Below are 16,026 nucleotides of genomic sequence, written 5' to 3' on the forward strand. Positions count from 1 at the left end.
TGNGATTTTTTAAAACATTTGATAACCCATTTTACGTAATATTTTCATAACAAAACCTGATGTGATCGCTCCTGCCCAACCAGCAAGCAAGACAGCAATGTCACTGCCTGTCATAGATGTAATGGTATCTCCGAGCATGGCGAAAGACTCACCTGGATTGGTAAAATAATCAAAGACGCCTACATCATCCACAACCAATAAAATGACGACCGGATAAACGACAGCCATTAGCCAAGTCATCCGAAGCAACATATTTAATAAAAAACCAATTCCGAAGAACATAACATAAAAAAGCAACATCGAAATAATCAATTGCACAATCGTAAATGAACTGTTCATGAATTCTAACCTCCGTTATTCCTTTCATCAGTTTAACCGAAAAAACAAAGGCTTTCAATCCAACTGAACAGAGTTCATGGCTTTGTCACTTATGCTACATCTTAGAAGCCAACTCCTTTGCAAAATTTCTACAAACAAAAAAGCGAACGGAATCTTTCACTCCGTTCGCCATTATTAAACCGATTATTTTTTCCCTGAACCCGAACAGCAGGAGCACGTTTCTGAACCGCCCAGTCGCAATTGAAAATAGCCTTGTCCTGAACAATATGGGCAATTATTGACATTCTTATCCTTTTTAAACATTGTCATCTGAAACACCTCCTTCAATTCTTGTTTGTAATATTCTGATAATATAGCACGACTTTATCCAGAGCGCAATAGATAAAGCTTGTATGTAAACGCTATCATCAATATTTTCTTGATTTTTTTTGTTTTTTTACGTTTACCTGCTATTTTCTAAAAAATAATTTGTAGTCTGAATAACCAAAAACTTTTCCAGGGTCGACATGATGTATGGGGGTTAGCCCTTGTTCTAATGAATAGGAAGCCATTTCAACAAGCATTACCGAAGCTTCTCCGCAAGTAACTAATTCTGTAGGAGATAGCCAATCTGCTGAATACAACTCGGATAATTGGGCTATTACAGGCTGTTTCTCATCTTTCGCATATAATAAGAAAATAGCCATATTATCGCTAATTTTTTCTTGTAGAACGCCTGAACGAAAACCAATCAATTCGATCATCTCACAGTCAATGCCAGTTTCTTCTTTAACTTCTCTTAACGCTGCCTGATCAATTGTTTCATCACCTTGCACAAACCCTGCTGGCAATGACCATTTCCCGTGCAAGCCACCATACCTCTTTTTTACAACGAGCCACTCGCCTTTTGAGTTTACAACAAGACCAGCTGCACCGAGCCAAACATTTCCACGCTTATGAGTTGCCACAAACATCCCTCTTTCTGCAAAAATTCTTCGATGAAGATGCTCCAAAATTACAAAAAAAGCTCCCCGCAAAGGGAGCTTTTAATCGTCTAGCTTATAGAACGTTGAATTTACCTTTTTTCATCACCAGCATAGGACCGCCAATCATGAACAATGCACGGTTATCAATCATTTTCTTCATAAATGAAGCGCGTTTACCTGTTACTTTTTTGCCGAAAACAACACCGATTGCATCATCTTCACCAAGTGAGCAAACTGTTCCTTTAAGATCTGGAACAAATTCAACTGTTGTTTCATTGCTCATCAATGCTTTTAAGTTTTTCGCCACAACTTCACCTTGCTGCATAGCAATCTGTGCAGTTGGTGGGTACGGACGATTTGTTTCTTCGTTGATCATTAACGCACAGTCCCCAAGAATGAATACATCATCGTAACCTGGAGCACGTAAATCTTTTTCAACTTTAACGCGAGCGCGCATATTTTCAATAGGTGTAGCTTCAATTAATTTGTTGCCGCGAATTCCTGCAGCCCAAACAACTGTACCAGCTTTGATGAATTCAAATTCTTCATCGCCTTTTTTGATTTTAACGCCTTCTGGAGTTGCTTCAACAACTGGTGTACCAATCGAGAATTCAATGCCTTTAGATTCTAAATGACCTACTGCATAATTTACTAGTTCTGGATCAAATCCTGGCAATACCATTGGTGCCGCTTCTACACATACAACACGTACTTTTTCACGAGGTACATCGTACTCTTTGCAAAGTTCAGGTACGCGGTTAGCCAATTCTCCAAGGAATTCGATTCCCGTAAATCCAGCTCCTCCAACAATAATCGTTAAACGGCTATCGTCTTTAACTGGCTCTGCTGACCAAGTAGCAAATTGGAATTCAATATGCTCACGGATGTAACGTGCAGCTTTTACGTTAGCAATTGACAATGCATATTTATCAAGACCTTCAATTCCGAAAGTTTCACCTTCGAAGCCAAGAGCGATGACAATATAGTCATATGTAAATTCGCCATTATCTGTTGTAACTTTTTTGCCGACTACGTCAATTGCTTCAACAGTCGCTTGTACAAATTTAACTTTGACACTATCGATTACATCTTTAATGTCATAACGCACTTGCTCAGGAAGTAATGTACCTGCAGCTGCTTCGTGAAGCCATGTGCTTTCGTAATGATATTCGTTTTTGTTAATCAATGTAATGTCTGCAGCATCTGTGCCCAGAACTTTTTGCAAGTTTACTACAGTAGTTAATCCACCGTAACCTGCACCTAATACTAATATTGACGGTCTTTTCAACACAATCGCAACCACCTTCAAGTCATTTTTTAATCGAATATCGTCAAAGCCGTAAAACCTTGACGCACCGATAAACATCTATCCTCTATATTAGACCTATTACTGGATGATTTCAACCGAATAATATGTTTAACCTATACTTATCCACAAGAAAAAAGCCGGTTTGTGACCGACTTTTAACAATTTTCAGGAGTACCTTCTTTTTTAGCTGTACGGAATGATGTTCCACAACCGCAAGATGCAATGGCATTTGGATTTTCAATTGTAAACCCGCCACCCATTAAAGACTGTTTGTAATCGACTACAGTGCCTTGTAAAATCGGAGCATCTTCTTTCGCAATTAAAATCGGAATGCCAAATTGCTCGTAACGATCATCTTCACCCGTTTTTTCTTTTTCAAACCCCATACCATATGTTAATCCACTACATCCGCCACCTTTAACGGCAACACGTAAATAGGAACCTTCTTCTTCATTGTGACGCATCATTTCTTTAATCTGGAATGAGGCTGCTTCTGTAATTTCAACTACTTCTGTCAATCTGATCACCTTCCTCTACTTCTATCATAGCAATCATTTCTATGATTGTTCAAGCCGTTAACCTTAAATAAACGTCTAATCGAATTAACTATAAGAACTTCCATTCTTTTCTATAGAAAAAGAGACCTAAAAAGGTCTCTTAGCATTAAAATACTTGTTCTACTTCTACAATTCCAGGAACTTCTTCCACTAATGCGCGTTCAATTCCTGCTTTTAATGTGATGGTCGAACTAGGGCAGCTTCCGCATGCTCCGAGTAGACGAAGTTTTACGATACCATCCTCTATATCAACAAGTTCACAGTCTCCCCCGTCACGTAAAAGGAATGGACGTAATTTATCTAAGACTTCCATTACTTGATCTTCTAGCAAAGCTTCAGTCATTTATATCGACTCCTTTCATTATAATCATTATAATGTGATTAGCGGGAAAAAGCCACTAATGAATTTACAGGGGGTCCAAATTATGAAGAAGCCATTAGCTATAGAAGTCTACGGAACCGATGTTATTTGCGCAAGTTGTGTCAATGCACCTTCATCAATTGATACGTATGAGTGGCTAGAAGCCGCCATCTCAAGAAAATATAAAGAGCAACCATTTTCAATTACCTATATCGATATTGAGAAACCGATCGAGCTTGATCATCAAAAAGATTATGCACAACGCATTATGGACGATGAATTTTTCTATCCATTAGTTTTAGTTGAAGGTGAAGTTGTGGGAGAAGGTTATGTGCAGTTAAAACCTGTTTACCGGGAACTTGAAAAACACGGTTTTTCAGAAGTCGAATAAAAAATAAGTAAAGGTTTTGGAATAAGCATATTCCAAAACCTTTTTCTTTTGCTATTTACTTTCTTTCATAAAAAAACTGTAGACAACTCGAATCAATCAAGTTTGCCTACAGTCAACATGCTTTTAATTAGCCATTATGCCATTTGTACATCCACAATACGCCGGATTTCATCAAACGTGCAATGCGGCCTGTCACTGTACGATCTGCTAAATAAGCAAATCCTTGCTTTTTACCTAACGACCCAAGGAATCCTTTTAATTTAATTTCTGGCATCGTTTCGGGTAGTGGTTCTTCTTTCCAAATTGCTTTTAATACTTTAACGATTTGCTCTGCTTGTTCCTCTGCTAACTGAGCAGAAGGAGCCATAGGCAAAGCTGCACAATCGCCTACTACGTAAACATGATCATCGTTCGGTAATTGATGATATTGGTTGATCTTCACTCGTCCAGTAGCGTCACAATCAAGACCTAAATCACGAACGGGTTTTACAGGCTGAATGCCCGCAGTCCAAACAACCGCATCTACTGGAATCGTTTCTTCATGATTGTGGAGCATATTCGGTTCAACTTGTGTAATATTTGAATTCGATACAACGTCAACGTTATGGTTTTCAAACCAATTTTTCACAAAATTACTTAAGCGTTCAGGGAAATCACGTAAAATTCGAGGACTGCGATCAAACAATTTAATGTTTAAGTCTTTTCGGCTTTCACGCAATTCACTAGCCAACTCAATCCCACTTAAACCGGCTCCTACGACACCTACTACAGCGCCTGCAGGCAAACCAAGCAAAGCTTGGTAAGTTGCACGTGATTTACCGATTGTTTGAATGCTGTAGGTAAACTCATCAGCTCCAGGGACGTTATGGTATTTATCTTCGCAACCTAACCCAATAACTAAATCATCGTAAGCAATGCGGTCACCATTTTCCATGAAAATGCATTTTTCTTGAAGACCGATTTCCAATATTTCACCATTAACAAGTGTTAAACGTTCATGCTCCGGAAAAGGTACACGGACTTCTTGGTCTGATTCTGTACCGGCTGCTAACGCATAAAATTCTGTTTTCATGCTGTGGAAAGGGGTACGGTCAATCAAAATGATTTCGGTATCTTGTGGTAAGCTGGTTGGCAATAAACGAAGCAAAATTCGCATGTTGCCGTATCCGCCTCCAAGTAAGACTAGTTTTCGCATATAAATCTCCTTTAAATTTCGTCTGTCTGATCAATTTCTCACATATGAGTATAGCTGATTGTGATAACTTTCACAATGCTTTCGCTAGAAATCAATTAATTGACTCTAGTCGCTAAAAAAGGTAGGATTTCGTTGTAGCGAGGTGACTTAGAATGAAACCAATTGTAGAATTTTGTATTAGCAATATCGTTAATGGCGCGCAAGGTTCTTTTGAAAAACTCGAACGAGATCCAAATCTCGATGTTTTGGAATACGGCTGTTTAAGCTATTGCACAAAATGTTCCGAGTCTTTATATGCCCTGGTCAATGGTGAAATCGTTGAAGCAGAATCTCCAGATGAATTGACTAAAAAAGTCTATGAATTCATAGATGAAAATCCATTATTTTAAACCATTAATGGTTTTTAACGCCATGCTCAACGCAAATGTGTGTATGTGCAAAATGCATCGCAGCCCAGCAAAACGACGTGAAGTCATTTTGCTGGGCTTTTGTCTTTATATTTCCCAGTAACTAAGGTTTTCAACCGTGTAAGTTGGAGGTTGCTCTTTTTCCATCACTGTCTCTGTACTGCTAACTCCTGTATTGACATGGATCGTATCAATTCCAAAACGAATACCTGCTTGAATATCGGTATCGTAATTATCCCCAATCATCACCATCTCACTTTTTTCAAAACCTGTTTCATGTTGAATCGTTTCTAACATATGAATTTCCGGTTTGCCGATAAATACCGGATCGATTCCAGTAGATGCGGACACGAGAAGGGTGATTGCTCCATTCCCCGGCAAAAAACCTTTTTCAGATGGAAAGGCTAAATCTTTATTAGTAGATAGAAAAACTGCACCTTTTCGCACCTCTAAACAGGCAGTTGCGAGCTTGTCGTATGTAATACTTCGATCAAGTCCGATTAGTACAATATCTGCCTCTTCTTCTACTCGTTCAAGTCCTTCTTGACGCAAAGCTTGGTCTAAACCATCTGAACCTATCATATAGACTTTTTTTCCAGGGTACCATCGTTTGATGTATTTGGCTGCCGCAATGGCAGAAGACATAATGCGCTCCTTTTTAGCTACAATGCCAAACTCAGCCAGTTTATCTTGCAGTTGTTGTTGGGTTTTTGATGCATTGTTGGTGATGTAAAATGGTTCGATTTCTTGTTGCTGTAGCCGCTCGATAAATTCTGCTGCTTCTTCAACTACTTCGGTTCCACGATAAACTGTTCCGTCTAAATCAAGGCAATACGCTCCATACGTTTTTTTAGTTTTCATCTTTTGTCTCCGGTATAAATGCTGAAACTGGGCCAAGCTCATGAACTAAATAATATTCAACTTTTGGGCCAAAGGCTTTTAAAGATTCGATATTTTCATCCAAAGCTTCCACCAAAGCTTGCTGATCTACTTTCATAAATTCACGAACTAACATTTTCCGTAAAGCCACTACTTTTTTAAGCGGTTGATCCATCTCTTTCATAATCACTTTTTCATCAACTAAGATATCGATAATGTCATCGTAACTTCCAGGGTCACGCATAATAAAGCCGTCAATCATTGAATTTCCAACATCGATAATCGATTCGATAATGTTTGCACCTACACGCTCTAACGCGAGCTGCTCGCCAAATGATGTCCATTGCTGTTGCGCTTCATAAAATTCCACTAGAGAATTCATATACTGAATTGTTTCAGTGATTTTGTTGCGGTCAATAAAATACATAAAAATACCCTCCAATAGGCGTTTGAAAATCTATCTTTTCTTTCTTTATCATATCATATTGCATAAAAAAAACCCTCTAGCGGATTATTTATCCGCTTCGAGAGTTTGCTCTACTACTTCTTCAGTTGGAGGAGCTGCTTTTCCAACTTTCTTTATAACAAAATAAGCACAACCAAAATTGCAGTATTCGTAAAGATAGTCCTGCAAGGTACTTATTTTCGTGTCGTAAGTCGCTTTATGGTTTGTATCTTCAAAAAAGCCTTTTAATCGTAATTGTCCATAGCCCCAGTCACCTAATATATAATCATATTTCGATAAAATTTCGCTATACCGGGTAGTAATAGCCTCTTCCTTAAAGCCTTCTCGATGGTCAATAAGTATATCGTATTGCCATTGATCCAATGTAATCATTATTTTCACCATCCATTAGCTGTTTATAGCAGCTGCTTGTATATCGCCGAGACGCTGACGCTCTTTAGCAGCTGCATTGACTTGCTCATCCGCATGATAGCTGCTTCGAACCAACGGACCTGCCTGGCAATGCGAAAACCCTTTAGTCATCGCAATTTCCCACAATTCCTTGAATTCTTTCGGCGAATAATATTTTTGTACACTTAAGTGTTTTTTCGATGGTTGTAAATACTGACCGATTGTCATAATATCGACATCGTTCGCACGCAAGTCATCCATTACTTCAATAATTTCTTCTTTTGTTTCGCCCAAACCAATCATTAAAGAAGACTTTGTCGGAATTTCTGGATGCATTTCTTTTGAACGTTTTAATAATTCTAAAGACCGGTCATATTTAGCACGTGCACGAACTCTTGGCGTGAGACGACGTACGGTTTCAATATTATGGTTTAATATATCCGGTTTTGCATCCATTAGCCGTTCTAGATTTTCATAGACTCCACCCATATCAGACGGCAAAACTTCTATTGTTGTGTAAGGATTCGCACGTTTAATCGCTCGGATTGTCTCAGCAAAAACTGCTGAACCCCCGTCTTTCAGATCGTCTCGTGCAACTGCAGTGATAACAGCATGTTTTAAATTCATCATTTTTACAGAGGCCGCTACACGTTCTGGTTCTTGTAGATCCAACTCATTTGGCAATCCTGTTTTAACTGCACAAAAACGACAAGCTCTTGTACAAATTGCTCCTAGTATCATGAAAGTTGCAGTTCTTCGCGTTCCCCAACATTCATGAATATTTGGACATTTTGCTTCTTCGCATACTGTATTTAAGTTGTTTTCCCGCATCATTTTCTTTAAATCGGTATAGTTTTCATTGGTGTTTAATTTAATTTTTAACCAATCAGGCTTTCTGAGATGTTCTTTTTTTTCTGACATGCACATCTTCCCCTGTCTATCTGATTTGAATTGGAATCTAATTCAATTCCAAATGTATCATAAAGGTGTCTTCCTCACAAGTTGCCATAGTGCTTCAAATCCATAGAAAAGCCCGGAAACTTTTCGTTTCCAGGCTTTTATTTTTATAGGTTATTTGCAGCGTTTGAGTTACGTTTCTTTTTGCCAGTGCTAACTGCGTGAAAAATACTAGCAGCTAAGCCTCCCCAAACTAAAACCATCCCAATAATCATAACTACAATTGAACTTGCTGACATGTGCTACTCCCCCTTTTAACTACGCTCGTCATATTCCCCTTGATTTTTATGCCATTTAGCAATAGAGAATAAGATCCCGAATACTATTGCAGCAGAAGCTACTGCTACGCCTCCTGATAAAGTAAACATGTTAGAATATCCTTCATAGTTACCTGTTTCAGTGTCAAACTCTTGTAGAATGTTCATTTTCAGAAGTCCAAACATCATGTAGCCCAAAACAATTGGCGTAATGATTCCAAGGCTGACTTTCCACCATGCACCAAGATGGATATCTGAAATTTCGTTTGCATGAGCTTTAAGCAAGTCTGCTTTACGGAATACCCATACCACTAGAACAACTTCTACTAAACCGACAGCAGCAACACCAAATTGGTTAATAAAGTAATCTGCAAGATCTAGGAAGAACAATCCACCTTGAGTTGCGAATAAAATTGAAATTAAAGCAGCAAGTCCGCCACCAAATACAACAGCTTTTCTGCGCGAAATGCCAAATTTCTCAGTGAATCCTGCAACATATGTTTCTGTGATTGACATTAATGAAGTTAGTCCAGCAAGTGTTAGGGATAGGAAGAATAAGAATCCAAACAATCCGTTAAAACTTGGGAACTCATTAATAATTTGCGGGAATACAACAAAGGCTAAGCCTACACCTGCTGAAGCTACCTCTGAAACTGCAACTCCTTGTTGTGTTGCCATAAAGCCAAGTGCCGCGAAAATACCGATACCTGCAAGTAATTCAAAGCTTGAGTTAGCAAATCCTGTAATAAATGCATTATTTGTGATATCCGATTTTTTTGGTAAGTAACTTGAATAAGTAATCATGATCGCAAATGCTACAGATAAACTAAAGAAGATATGCCCGTAAGCTGCGACCCATACTGATGGATTCATAATGGCCGTAAAATCAGGTTGGAAAAACGCTTCCAATCCAATCAACGCGCCATCCAGTGTAATTGCACGAATTACGACTGCTAGGAAAATGATGACTAAAGTTGGGATAAAAATTCTGTTCGCCATCTCAATTCCTTTTTTAACACCGGCAAGTAAAATTCCAAGTGTAATAGCCCAAACAAGCACTAAAGGAATAAATACGCCCCAGACAATCCCACCTGTTTGCCCTGGACTAACGGTAAGTTGTAAAAATTCATTAAATAAGAAGTCTTGTGTATCTGTACCCCATGCCTGATTGAAAGAAAATATAGTATAGCGCATTGCCCAAGCGATAATAACGGCATAGTACACAGATATAACAAAGGACACAAAAACTGCCCACCAACCAAGCCACTCTAACTTTCTACCGCCCATTCGGAAAAATGATAACGGTGCTGACCCTCTATACTTATGGCCGATCGTGAACTCTAAAATCAAAATTGGTATACCGGCAGTCAGTAGTGCAAAAAGGTATGGTATAAAGAAGGCACCCCCACCATTTTCATACGCAACATATGGAAAACGCCAAATGTTACCTAAACCTACTGCAGAGCCGACGGCTGCCATGATAAAACCGGCACGTGTACCCCATTGCGAACGTTCCATCTCTCTTCCCCCTTTGTTTTCCCATTCTTTTGACATAAAAATAGGAATTTTGTTTGTTTTCAGATTATTAACTAATCTAAAATTAGTATACCGAGAGAGCGCTTTAATGTAAAGACACTTTCGTAATATAATTGAAAAAAACTATTGCTGCAAAAGTAAAAAGGCAGAGGATAAGCTCCCCTGCCTTACTTCTGTTAATTATTTTGTTGTTTTTCAATAATAGTTGTTCGCTGTGACCAAACAACGAATAATACTGCTAACACGATTAATACAGCGCCAAGAGACATCAGAAGAGAACCGGTAAATCCTATGACAATATACCCGATAGCAGCGATACCCGCAGCTGTTAATGCATACGGTATCTGCGTTAAGACATGGTCCATATGGTTACTTCCTGCTCCTGTTGAGGACAAGATGGTCGTATCAGAAATCGGTGAACAATGGTCACCAAATACAGCACCTGCTAAAACTGCTGATAATGCTGGCAATAATAACGCTGGTTCTGCTTCAATCATAATTGTTCCAGCAATCGGTAAAAGAATACCGAAAGAGCCCCATGAAGTTCCTGTAGAGAAAGCCATAACTCCAGCTAATACGAACAATAGAACTGGCAAGATCGCTGTAGGAACATTGCCGTCAGAAACAACACCCGCTAGATAGGCCCCTGTTTCTAATGATCCGATTAAAGAAGTTAATGACCAAGCAAATATTAGGATTAAAACGGCACCCATCATAGACTTGATACCTGCCCAGATTCCTTTGCCGATCCAACCAACATTGGCTGTTTTGTTAGTTTTCATTTGTAACGTATAAAGAAGAATAGATGTTAAAGCACCTAATACTCCACCTATTAATAATGAAGCTGGTACATCTGTGTTTTCAAAGATTAGCCAAATATCAAATACTTGACCTGCATTTTGGTAGCCAGTCCAAATCATCGCAAATACTGTTCCGACGATTAATAGTAAAATAGGAAGCAGTAAATCTCTGACATGGCCATGTGAGTGAGAAGGGAATTCTTCTTTCATTTCACCCGGAATTGTTTTCTCAGGATCAAAAAGCTGTCCTTTTGAAATTGCCAATACTTCGTGTTTTTTCATTTCGCCAAAATCAACATCGCGAATTGCGACAAAAAAGACGATAGCAAGAGACGCAACCACGTAAAAGTTCATTGGTGCCATCCAAAGAAATGCTTCGAGTGCAGAATATTCCACAAAAGTTTGACCAGCTAAAATGGTAGCAATAATCCCAATTATCGCTGCACCCCAACTTGATACAGGTGAGACTACACAAACAGGTGCCGCTGTTGAATCGATAAAGTACGCTAGTTTAGCACGTGAAACTTTGTATTTATCTGTAATCGGACGTGCTACTTGTCCTACCGCCAATGCATTAAAATAATCATCGATAAAGATGACCATTCCAAGAACGACCGTTAATACTTTGGCACCACGACGAGATTTAATGTGGTTTGATGCCCATTCAGCGAAAGCGTGACTTCCTCCTGAAAGACTAACAAATGCTGTAATAACTCCCAGCAATAGTAGAAACAAAATGATAAAGACGTTGTAAGCGTTAAAGCCGCCGTCCCAAAAAATAATTGCGAATGATGTAGCAAGTTCCTGCATGGCATCAAGTGGTGAAAACCATGTTAGGATAATAGCTGCTGCCACAATACCTGTACCTAATGATAATAGAACACGGCGTGTTAATAAGACCATTACAATTGCAATGATCGGTGGCAAAATCGAAAAAATCGTATTCTCCAAAATAACTCCTCCTTATTTTTTGATGGGTGAAATTGAGACAAAAAAGGCTGACCTCTCCGCTTGGATTCAGTCAGCCTTCTACAATTCGTCTGTGCGATAAAACATCAAACAACCCTGTAGCCCTCCATTTAAACTAGCGCTTAAATGACAGTGACATTCTTGTTCAGAATGACCCCAATCCACCTCCTATGACCATAAGAAATAAATTTCGGCAAAACTTCCTTTCAGGTACGTTCAACGCGGTCATACTCGCGCACCTTACTGATTAGTTTTGCAGCCTCTACCCACCATTATAACTTTCCTTTTTAGCATAGCCCAAAATCACTACAAAATCAACTGCATTTATATTCTAACAGTCATTGCTACTTTATCGCTTTGTTGTGAAAATATTGACCAAATACATCACGAAGAAATTCCGGCATAAAATACGTTTTCGTCGCTCTTTTCAAACTCGGGAAAAAATAACCAAATGTCAGCATGTCTAGCGTAACTAGTTGATATGTTTGATCATGTACAACCTGTCGCCCGCCAATATAAAATCGACGATCAATAAGTTCCATGTTCAAATGAATCATCTTGCCAAACACCACACCGCGAAATCCCATTCCTTTTAACTCAAGTTGTGGCCATTCTGAATTCAAAGACTGCAAATAAATTTCTTTTAACTCTGCACCGCTTAACTCAACCACACATGGGTTGATCGGATGAGGCAACATTTTATGAAAATTATAACGCGTCATCGCGCCTTCATGTATGTCTTCCATGAATATCCCCGCATTAAACAATGCACAATCTGCACCTGTAAATTCAATCATCGCTTCACCAAATAAGGTTGCAAGCTCTGAATCTTTAAACCACTCTGCTTTTAACTTTTTATCGCTTTGAAAGACGAGTTCGTTCATTTGTATTTTTCCTTGTTCTACTAAATGTTCATCAAAATTTTCTTGTACTTCACACAGCTGAGATACTTCTATTAAACGAGCTGAAGTTTTTTTAAACTCCTTCTCTACGGTGATATGACCGATATAAAAACCAAACTTTCCAGCAGCTCCGAGTAATGTATCCCCTTGCCATTTCCCATCATGAAAAACATGATGCGTATGTGCACCTAAAATAATATTAATCTGTGGACAACGTTCTGCTAAAAGCTCATCATCTTTTATGCCTAAATGGGACAAACAAACAATCAAATCAGTTTCGTCTTTAATTGCCTCTACTGATTGACTAATCGACTCTTTTGCATCTGTGATTTGCCAGCCTAACTTGCGATAAAAAGGGGTAAATTCAGCTGTTGCACCTACAAGCCCAATACGGGTGCCACTTTTCGTGCGAATAATTTGATGAGGTTTAGCCCATGTTGGTCGGTTGCCTTGAAAATCAAATAAATTCGATACCACTACGTCAAAATCAGCTTGAACATATAAATCATCCAATTCTTCTTTAGACAGCGTGATGCCCTCATTATTACCAATTGTCACGGCATCGTATCCTGCTTCATTAAGCAATAAAATATTGCCTTTTCCTGCAGTGCCTTCAGTATAAGGGTGTGAACGGTCTACATGATCACCAATATCTAAAACAAGACAAACATCGCCTTCTTCTTCGTGCCACCTTTTTCGCTCAGCTAAAAATGACTTGATGCGCGGCCAGTTTGCAAAATGACTGTGTAAATCATTTGTATGATAAATATGAATTGTTTCGCTCATGAAAACACCTCTTTAATTGCTAAATATTCCTTCATAAATTGAGCGTAACCCCAATACTAGTAGCACAATCCGTAAAATGGTGACCAACACTTCCGAGTTGAGACGTTTGTTTAACGCTGCTCCTATTTTCGCTCCAATATAGGCACCAGGTACGACCGCGAGTGTGTAAATCCATGGGACGTTACCCAATGAAATGTGCGTAACAGAGTTAACAAGTGCTGATAAAAAAACCATTAACATTGATGTACCGACAGCCACGTGAGGCGGGAATAAGAACAACAGTATCATCGCTGGTACAATGATAGACCCTCCGCCGATTCCAAACAAGCCGGAAGCAACTCCGACAAAAAACGTTAAAAGTAAAGCAAACCAAATTGGATAGCCATAAACATATTCTTTGTTTTCTCTATCTGTAAACGTCGTTTTCCGACCGTTATCCACAAACCACCGAACTGCTTTGAGATGGTCACGCAACAGTAAAAGAATTGATAGAAATACAAGGAGGATACCAAAATACAAATTAAAAGAAGGCAAATCTAAATTTTTATTAATAAAAGCACCGACGATTGTCCCCGGTGCGCTTCCCACAAAGAAAATGAATCCACTTTTGTAATCCACTGTCCGAACTTTCATATAGGCTAAGGTCGATGACAGACCTGTGAAAATCATCATAATGACCGATAACCCCACAATTTTTTGTGGTGAAAGTTCAGGGAAAAATGCAAAGCTAGTGCCCATAAACAGCAAAGCGGGTACTAATATAACACCCCCGCCTAAACCGATTAATGCACCTAGTATACCGGACAGTATGCCGACAACTGCCATAACGACAAAAACCATTAAAATCCTCCTTCAAACAAGTCCATTTGCTTTGGCGACAGTCCATCAAACGATAAATCATTCATCTTTTGGAACTGCTTGGCGTCACCTGCTGCATGCCCCCCTGAATTGTTATTAAAAATCACATACACATTTTCAGTAGTGTTCGCCAATGACTTTACGGCTCTACTAATTTCCTCGAGTTCTTCCTTATTGTAATCGTATAAATAACGAACTTCTCTCCAGTTTTGTCCACCTCCAGGATTTACCCAGCCGTGAACATTGCGACCATGTATGCGCAACAACACTTTATCTTTTCTAGTAGATATCGGCACAAGCGGAATTGACCCTTCTCCTGCCTGTGGCTCATCACAAACCGAGTGAATCAAGTTATTGTTCCGAAGAAAATCCACTGTTTTTTTTCTCATTCCATTTGAATACCAGGACTGATGGCGAAACTCGATTGCCAAATCAAATTCTTTAAGACGTTCAATAATTTCTCGAAGTTGATCGACATTGTCTTTTTGACAATCAAACCACGGAGGAAATTGCAGTAACACCATTGCTAATTTACCTTCTTCTTTCAAAGGCTGTATAGACTTACTAAAAGCTTCAAACATGGCATCACGTGATTCAAACGGATTTTCTCCACGGAGATGGCCCGTCATGCCTTGATAAGCTTTGACCACAAATTGAAATTGCGCAGGTGTTTCCGCAATCCATTTGCGAATATTGCGTTCTGGTTGAACCGCATAAAAAGAAGAATCCAATTCAACTATCGGAAAGTGCCCACTATAATCGCTTAGTTTATCTGTTTTTTTTGAGTCCGGGCTATAGACATCCGGATGGTCTCCCCAACCCGTTAACCCTACATAAATCATGATCCCGCCTCCATTTTCGTTATTATTTTATGATAACATAGAAAAAATAGAACGTCTTTTTTAAAATAGTTATCCTTCGCTTCATATGATTTTCCACTCGAGGAGATGAGTCAAACATGAAAAAGGTATGGGATGATCAAGAACTAATTGAAAAAAAGTCCTGGTGGGACAGTGTCGATTCGATTGCTCCCCGAATTCTTGGTCACGTTATTCAAAAAGAACAAGTTGAAGGTACACGTTCAATGATTGAATGGTCCAAAGCAGAAAATATGTGGACAAATCGTGCCGCGATTCTCTACCAGATAAAATACAAGTAGCTGACAAACACAGTCATTCTCAGTCAAATTATACTTCATCATGCTACATCTCCTGAATTCTTTATGCAAAAAGCTATTGGCTGGACATTACGTGAATATGCCAAAAAAGATGCTGAATGGGTGGAAACGTTTGTCTCAACACATGAGTTAATGCCTCTTAGCAAACGGGAAGCATTGAAACACATTAAAAAATAAGCTTAGGTGCACATGAAGTGCACCTAAGCTTATTTTTAAGTAATGCTTTCAGGATTTTAGAATAACCCGCCAATTCCTTTTTTAGCTATTAAAGATTTAGCAGAATCCATCAATTCTTTCTTTTCAGTTTCATCAATTTTACCATCATCATAAGCTTCTTTAGCTTGCACCAATACTTCTTTTGCTTCGCTTAAGTCTGCATTGTTCAATTTCTCTTTTAAAGCTTCGAATTTTTGACTCATGTTTTGCATACCTCCTAAGGATTTATATACGTTACTCTTATACCCTTTAAGCAAGTACCCAAACGCTCCACTTGCATGATTAGAGATACGACTTGTTATTTCGTTC

General features: G+C 38.9%; 20 protein-coding genes, 1 pseudogene and 1 riboswitch. Of the genes and pseudogenes, 3 read left to right on the top strand and 18 right to left on the bottom strand.

Going from position 1 to position 16,026, the window contains the following annotated elements; genetic code table 11:
- Positions 1-9 precede the first annotated feature (9 nt).
- From GPDM_RS04650 to GPDM_RS04670, 6 genes are all read right to left on the bottom strand, one after another.
- On the bottom strand, positions 10-339 hold the full coding sequence (locus GPDM_RS04650; protein WP_008429461.1) for a YuiB family protein: 330 nt from the start codon (positions 337-339) through the stop codon (positions 10-12).
- 183 nt (positions 340-522) lie between these two features.
- The gene (locus tag GPDM_RS16620; RefSeq protein WP_158004627.1) at positions 523-648 is read right to left on the bottom strand and encodes a YuiA family protein; all 126 of its coding nucleotides are present in this window, start codon (positions 646-648) and stop codon (positions 523-525) included.
- 140 nt (positions 649-788) lie between these two features.
- A complete protein-coding gene (locus tag GPDM_RS04655; RefSeq protein ID WP_008429462.1) occupies positions 789-1,286 on the bottom strand; it encodes an NUDIX domain-containing protein in 498 nt (165 codons plus the stop codon).
- Positions 1,287-1,377: 91 nt separating this feature from the next.
- Complete coding sequence (locus GPDM_RS04660) at positions 1,378-2,592, bottom strand: NAD(P)/FAD-dependent oxidoreductase (RefSeq protein ID WP_008429464.1); 1,215 nt, start codon at positions 2,590-2,592, stop codon at positions 1,378-1,380.
- Positions 2,593-2,768: 176 nt separating this feature from the next.
- Positions 2,769-3,131, bottom strand: coding sequence for a HesB/IscA family protein (locus GPDM_RS04665; RefSeq protein ID WP_008429465.1), 363 nt, complete (start codon positions 3,129-3,131; stop codon positions 2,769-2,771).
- Between the two features lie 145 nt (positions 3,132-3,276).
- A complete protein-coding gene (locus tag GPDM_RS04670) occupies positions 3,277-3,513 on the bottom strand; it encodes a NifU family protein (RefSeq protein WP_008429467.1) in 237 nt (78 codons plus the stop codon).
- 82 nt (positions 3,514-3,595) lie between these two features.
- Between GPDM_RS04670 and GPDM_RS04675 the strand changes: the two genes are divergently transcribed.
- Entirely contained in the window at positions 3,596-3,922 is a 327-nt protein-coding gene (locus GPDM_RS04675) for a YuzD family protein (protein ID WP_008429469.1), read from the top strand.
- Between the two features lie 127 nt (positions 3,923-4,049).
- Here the strand turns inward: GPDM_RS04675 and GPDM_RS04680 are convergent, their stop codons facing one another.
- Positions 4,050-5,117, bottom strand: coding sequence for an NAD(P)/FAD-dependent oxidoreductase (locus GPDM_RS04680; RefSeq protein WP_008429471.1), 1,068 nt, complete (start codon positions 5,115-5,117; stop codon positions 4,050-4,052).
- A gap of 152 nt (positions 5,118-5,269) precedes the next feature.
- Here GPDM_RS04680 and GPDM_RS04685 point away from each other — a divergent pair, with 152 nt between their 5' ends.
- Positions 5,270-5,506: a YuzB family protein gene (locus GPDM_RS04685; protein ID WP_008429472.1), complete on the top strand. Its 237-nt coding sequence runs from the start codon at positions 5,270-5,272 to the stop codon at positions 5,504-5,506.
- Positions 5,507-5,611: 105 nt separating this feature from the next.
- Here the strand turns inward: GPDM_RS04685 and GPDM_RS04690 are convergent, their stop codons facing one another.
- From GPDM_RS04690 to GPDM_RS04730, 10 genes are all read right to left on the bottom strand, one after another.
- On the bottom strand, positions 5,612-6,385 hold the full coding sequence (locus tag GPDM_RS04690; protein ID WP_008429474.1) for a TIGR01457 family HAD-type hydrolase: 774 nt from the start codon (positions 6,383-6,385) through the stop codon (positions 5,612-5,614).
- The gene (locus GPDM_RS04695) at positions 6,375-6,830 is read right to left on the bottom strand and encodes a DUF86 domain-containing protein (protein WP_008429476.1); all 456 of its coding nucleotides are present in this window, start codon (positions 6,828-6,830) and stop codon (positions 6,375-6,377) included. The genes GPDM_RS04690 and GPDM_RS04695 overlap by 11 nt, the downstream gene beginning before the upstream one ends.
- Positions 6,831-6,914: 84 nt before the next feature.
- Positions 6,915-7,241 (bottom strand): YutD family protein, encoded by a 327-nt coding sequence (locus tag GPDM_RS04700; protein WP_008429477.1) that lies wholly within the window; start codon positions 7,239-7,241, stop codon positions 6,915-6,917.
- 15 nt (positions 7,242-7,256) lie between these two features.
- A complete protein-coding gene (gene lipA, locus GPDM_RS04705; protein WP_008429479.1) occupies positions 7,257-8,180 on the bottom strand; it encodes a lipoyl synthase in 924 nt (307 codons plus the stop codon).
- Positions 8,181-8,323: 143 nt separating this feature from the next.
- A complete protein-coding gene (locus GPDM_RS16580; protein WP_008429480.1) occupies positions 8,324-8,455 on the bottom strand; it encodes a MetS family NSS transporter small subunit in 132 nt (43 codons plus the stop codon).
- A 15-nt stretch (positions 8,456-8,470) separates the two neighbouring features.
- Complete coding sequence (locus tag GPDM_RS04710) at positions 8,471-9,991, bottom strand: sodium-dependent transporter (RefSeq protein ID WP_008429482.1); 1,521 nt, start codon at positions 9,989-9,991, stop codon at positions 8,471-8,473.
- Between the two features lie 194 nt (positions 9,992-10,185).
- The gene (locus tag GPDM_RS04715; RefSeq protein WP_008429485.1) at positions 10,186-11,760 is read right to left on the bottom strand and encodes a Na+/H+ antiporter NhaC family protein; all 1,575 of its coding nucleotides are present in this window, start codon (positions 11,758-11,760) and stop codon (positions 10,186-10,188) included.
- A gap of 109 nt (positions 11,761-11,869) precedes the next feature.
- A riboswitch (Lysine riboswitch) is annotated at positions 11,870-12,051 on the bottom strand.
- 71 nt (positions 12,052-12,122) lie between these two features.
- Positions 12,123-13,466 (bottom strand): bifunctional metallophosphatase/5'-nucleotidase, encoded by a 1,344-nt coding sequence (locus GPDM_RS04720; protein ID WP_008429487.1) that lies wholly within the window; start codon positions 13,464-13,466, stop codon positions 12,123-12,125.
- Positions 13,467-13,478: 12 nt separating this feature from the next.
- The gene (locus tag GPDM_RS04725) at positions 13,479-14,306 is read right to left on the bottom strand and encodes a sulfite exporter TauE/SafE family protein (RefSeq protein WP_008429488.1); all 828 of its coding nucleotides are present in this window, start codon (positions 14,304-14,306) and stop codon (positions 13,479-13,481) included.
- On the bottom strand, positions 14,306-15,166 hold the full coding sequence (locus GPDM_RS04730; RefSeq protein ID WP_008429490.1) for a DUF72 domain-containing protein: 861 nt from the start codon (positions 15,164-15,166) through the stop codon (positions 14,306-14,308). The genes GPDM_RS04725 and GPDM_RS04730 overlap by 1 nt, the downstream gene beginning before the upstream one ends.
- A gap of 116 nt (positions 15,167-15,282) precedes the next feature.
- On the opposite strand from GPDM_RS04730, the pseudogene GPDM_RS16715 reads away from it, so the two are divergent.
- Positions 15,283-15,678, top strand: a pseudogene (locus GPDM_RS16715) (DNA alkylation repair protein).
- Between the two features lie 56 nt (positions 15,679-15,734).
- Here GPDM_RS16715 and GPDM_RS04740 read toward each other — a convergent pair.
- Positions 15,735-15,920 (bottom strand): hypothetical protein, encoded by a 186-nt coding sequence (locus tag GPDM_RS04740; RefSeq protein WP_008429494.1) that lies wholly within the window; start codon positions 15,918-15,920, stop codon positions 15,735-15,737.
- Between the last annotated feature and the right edge of the window lie 106 nt (positions 15,921-16,026).

The organism is Planococcus donghaensis MPA1U2 (genome assembly GCF_000189395.1).
Taxonomy (GTDB): Bacteria; Bacillota; Bacilli; order Bacillales_A; family Planococcaceae; genus Planococcus; species Planococcus donghaensis_B.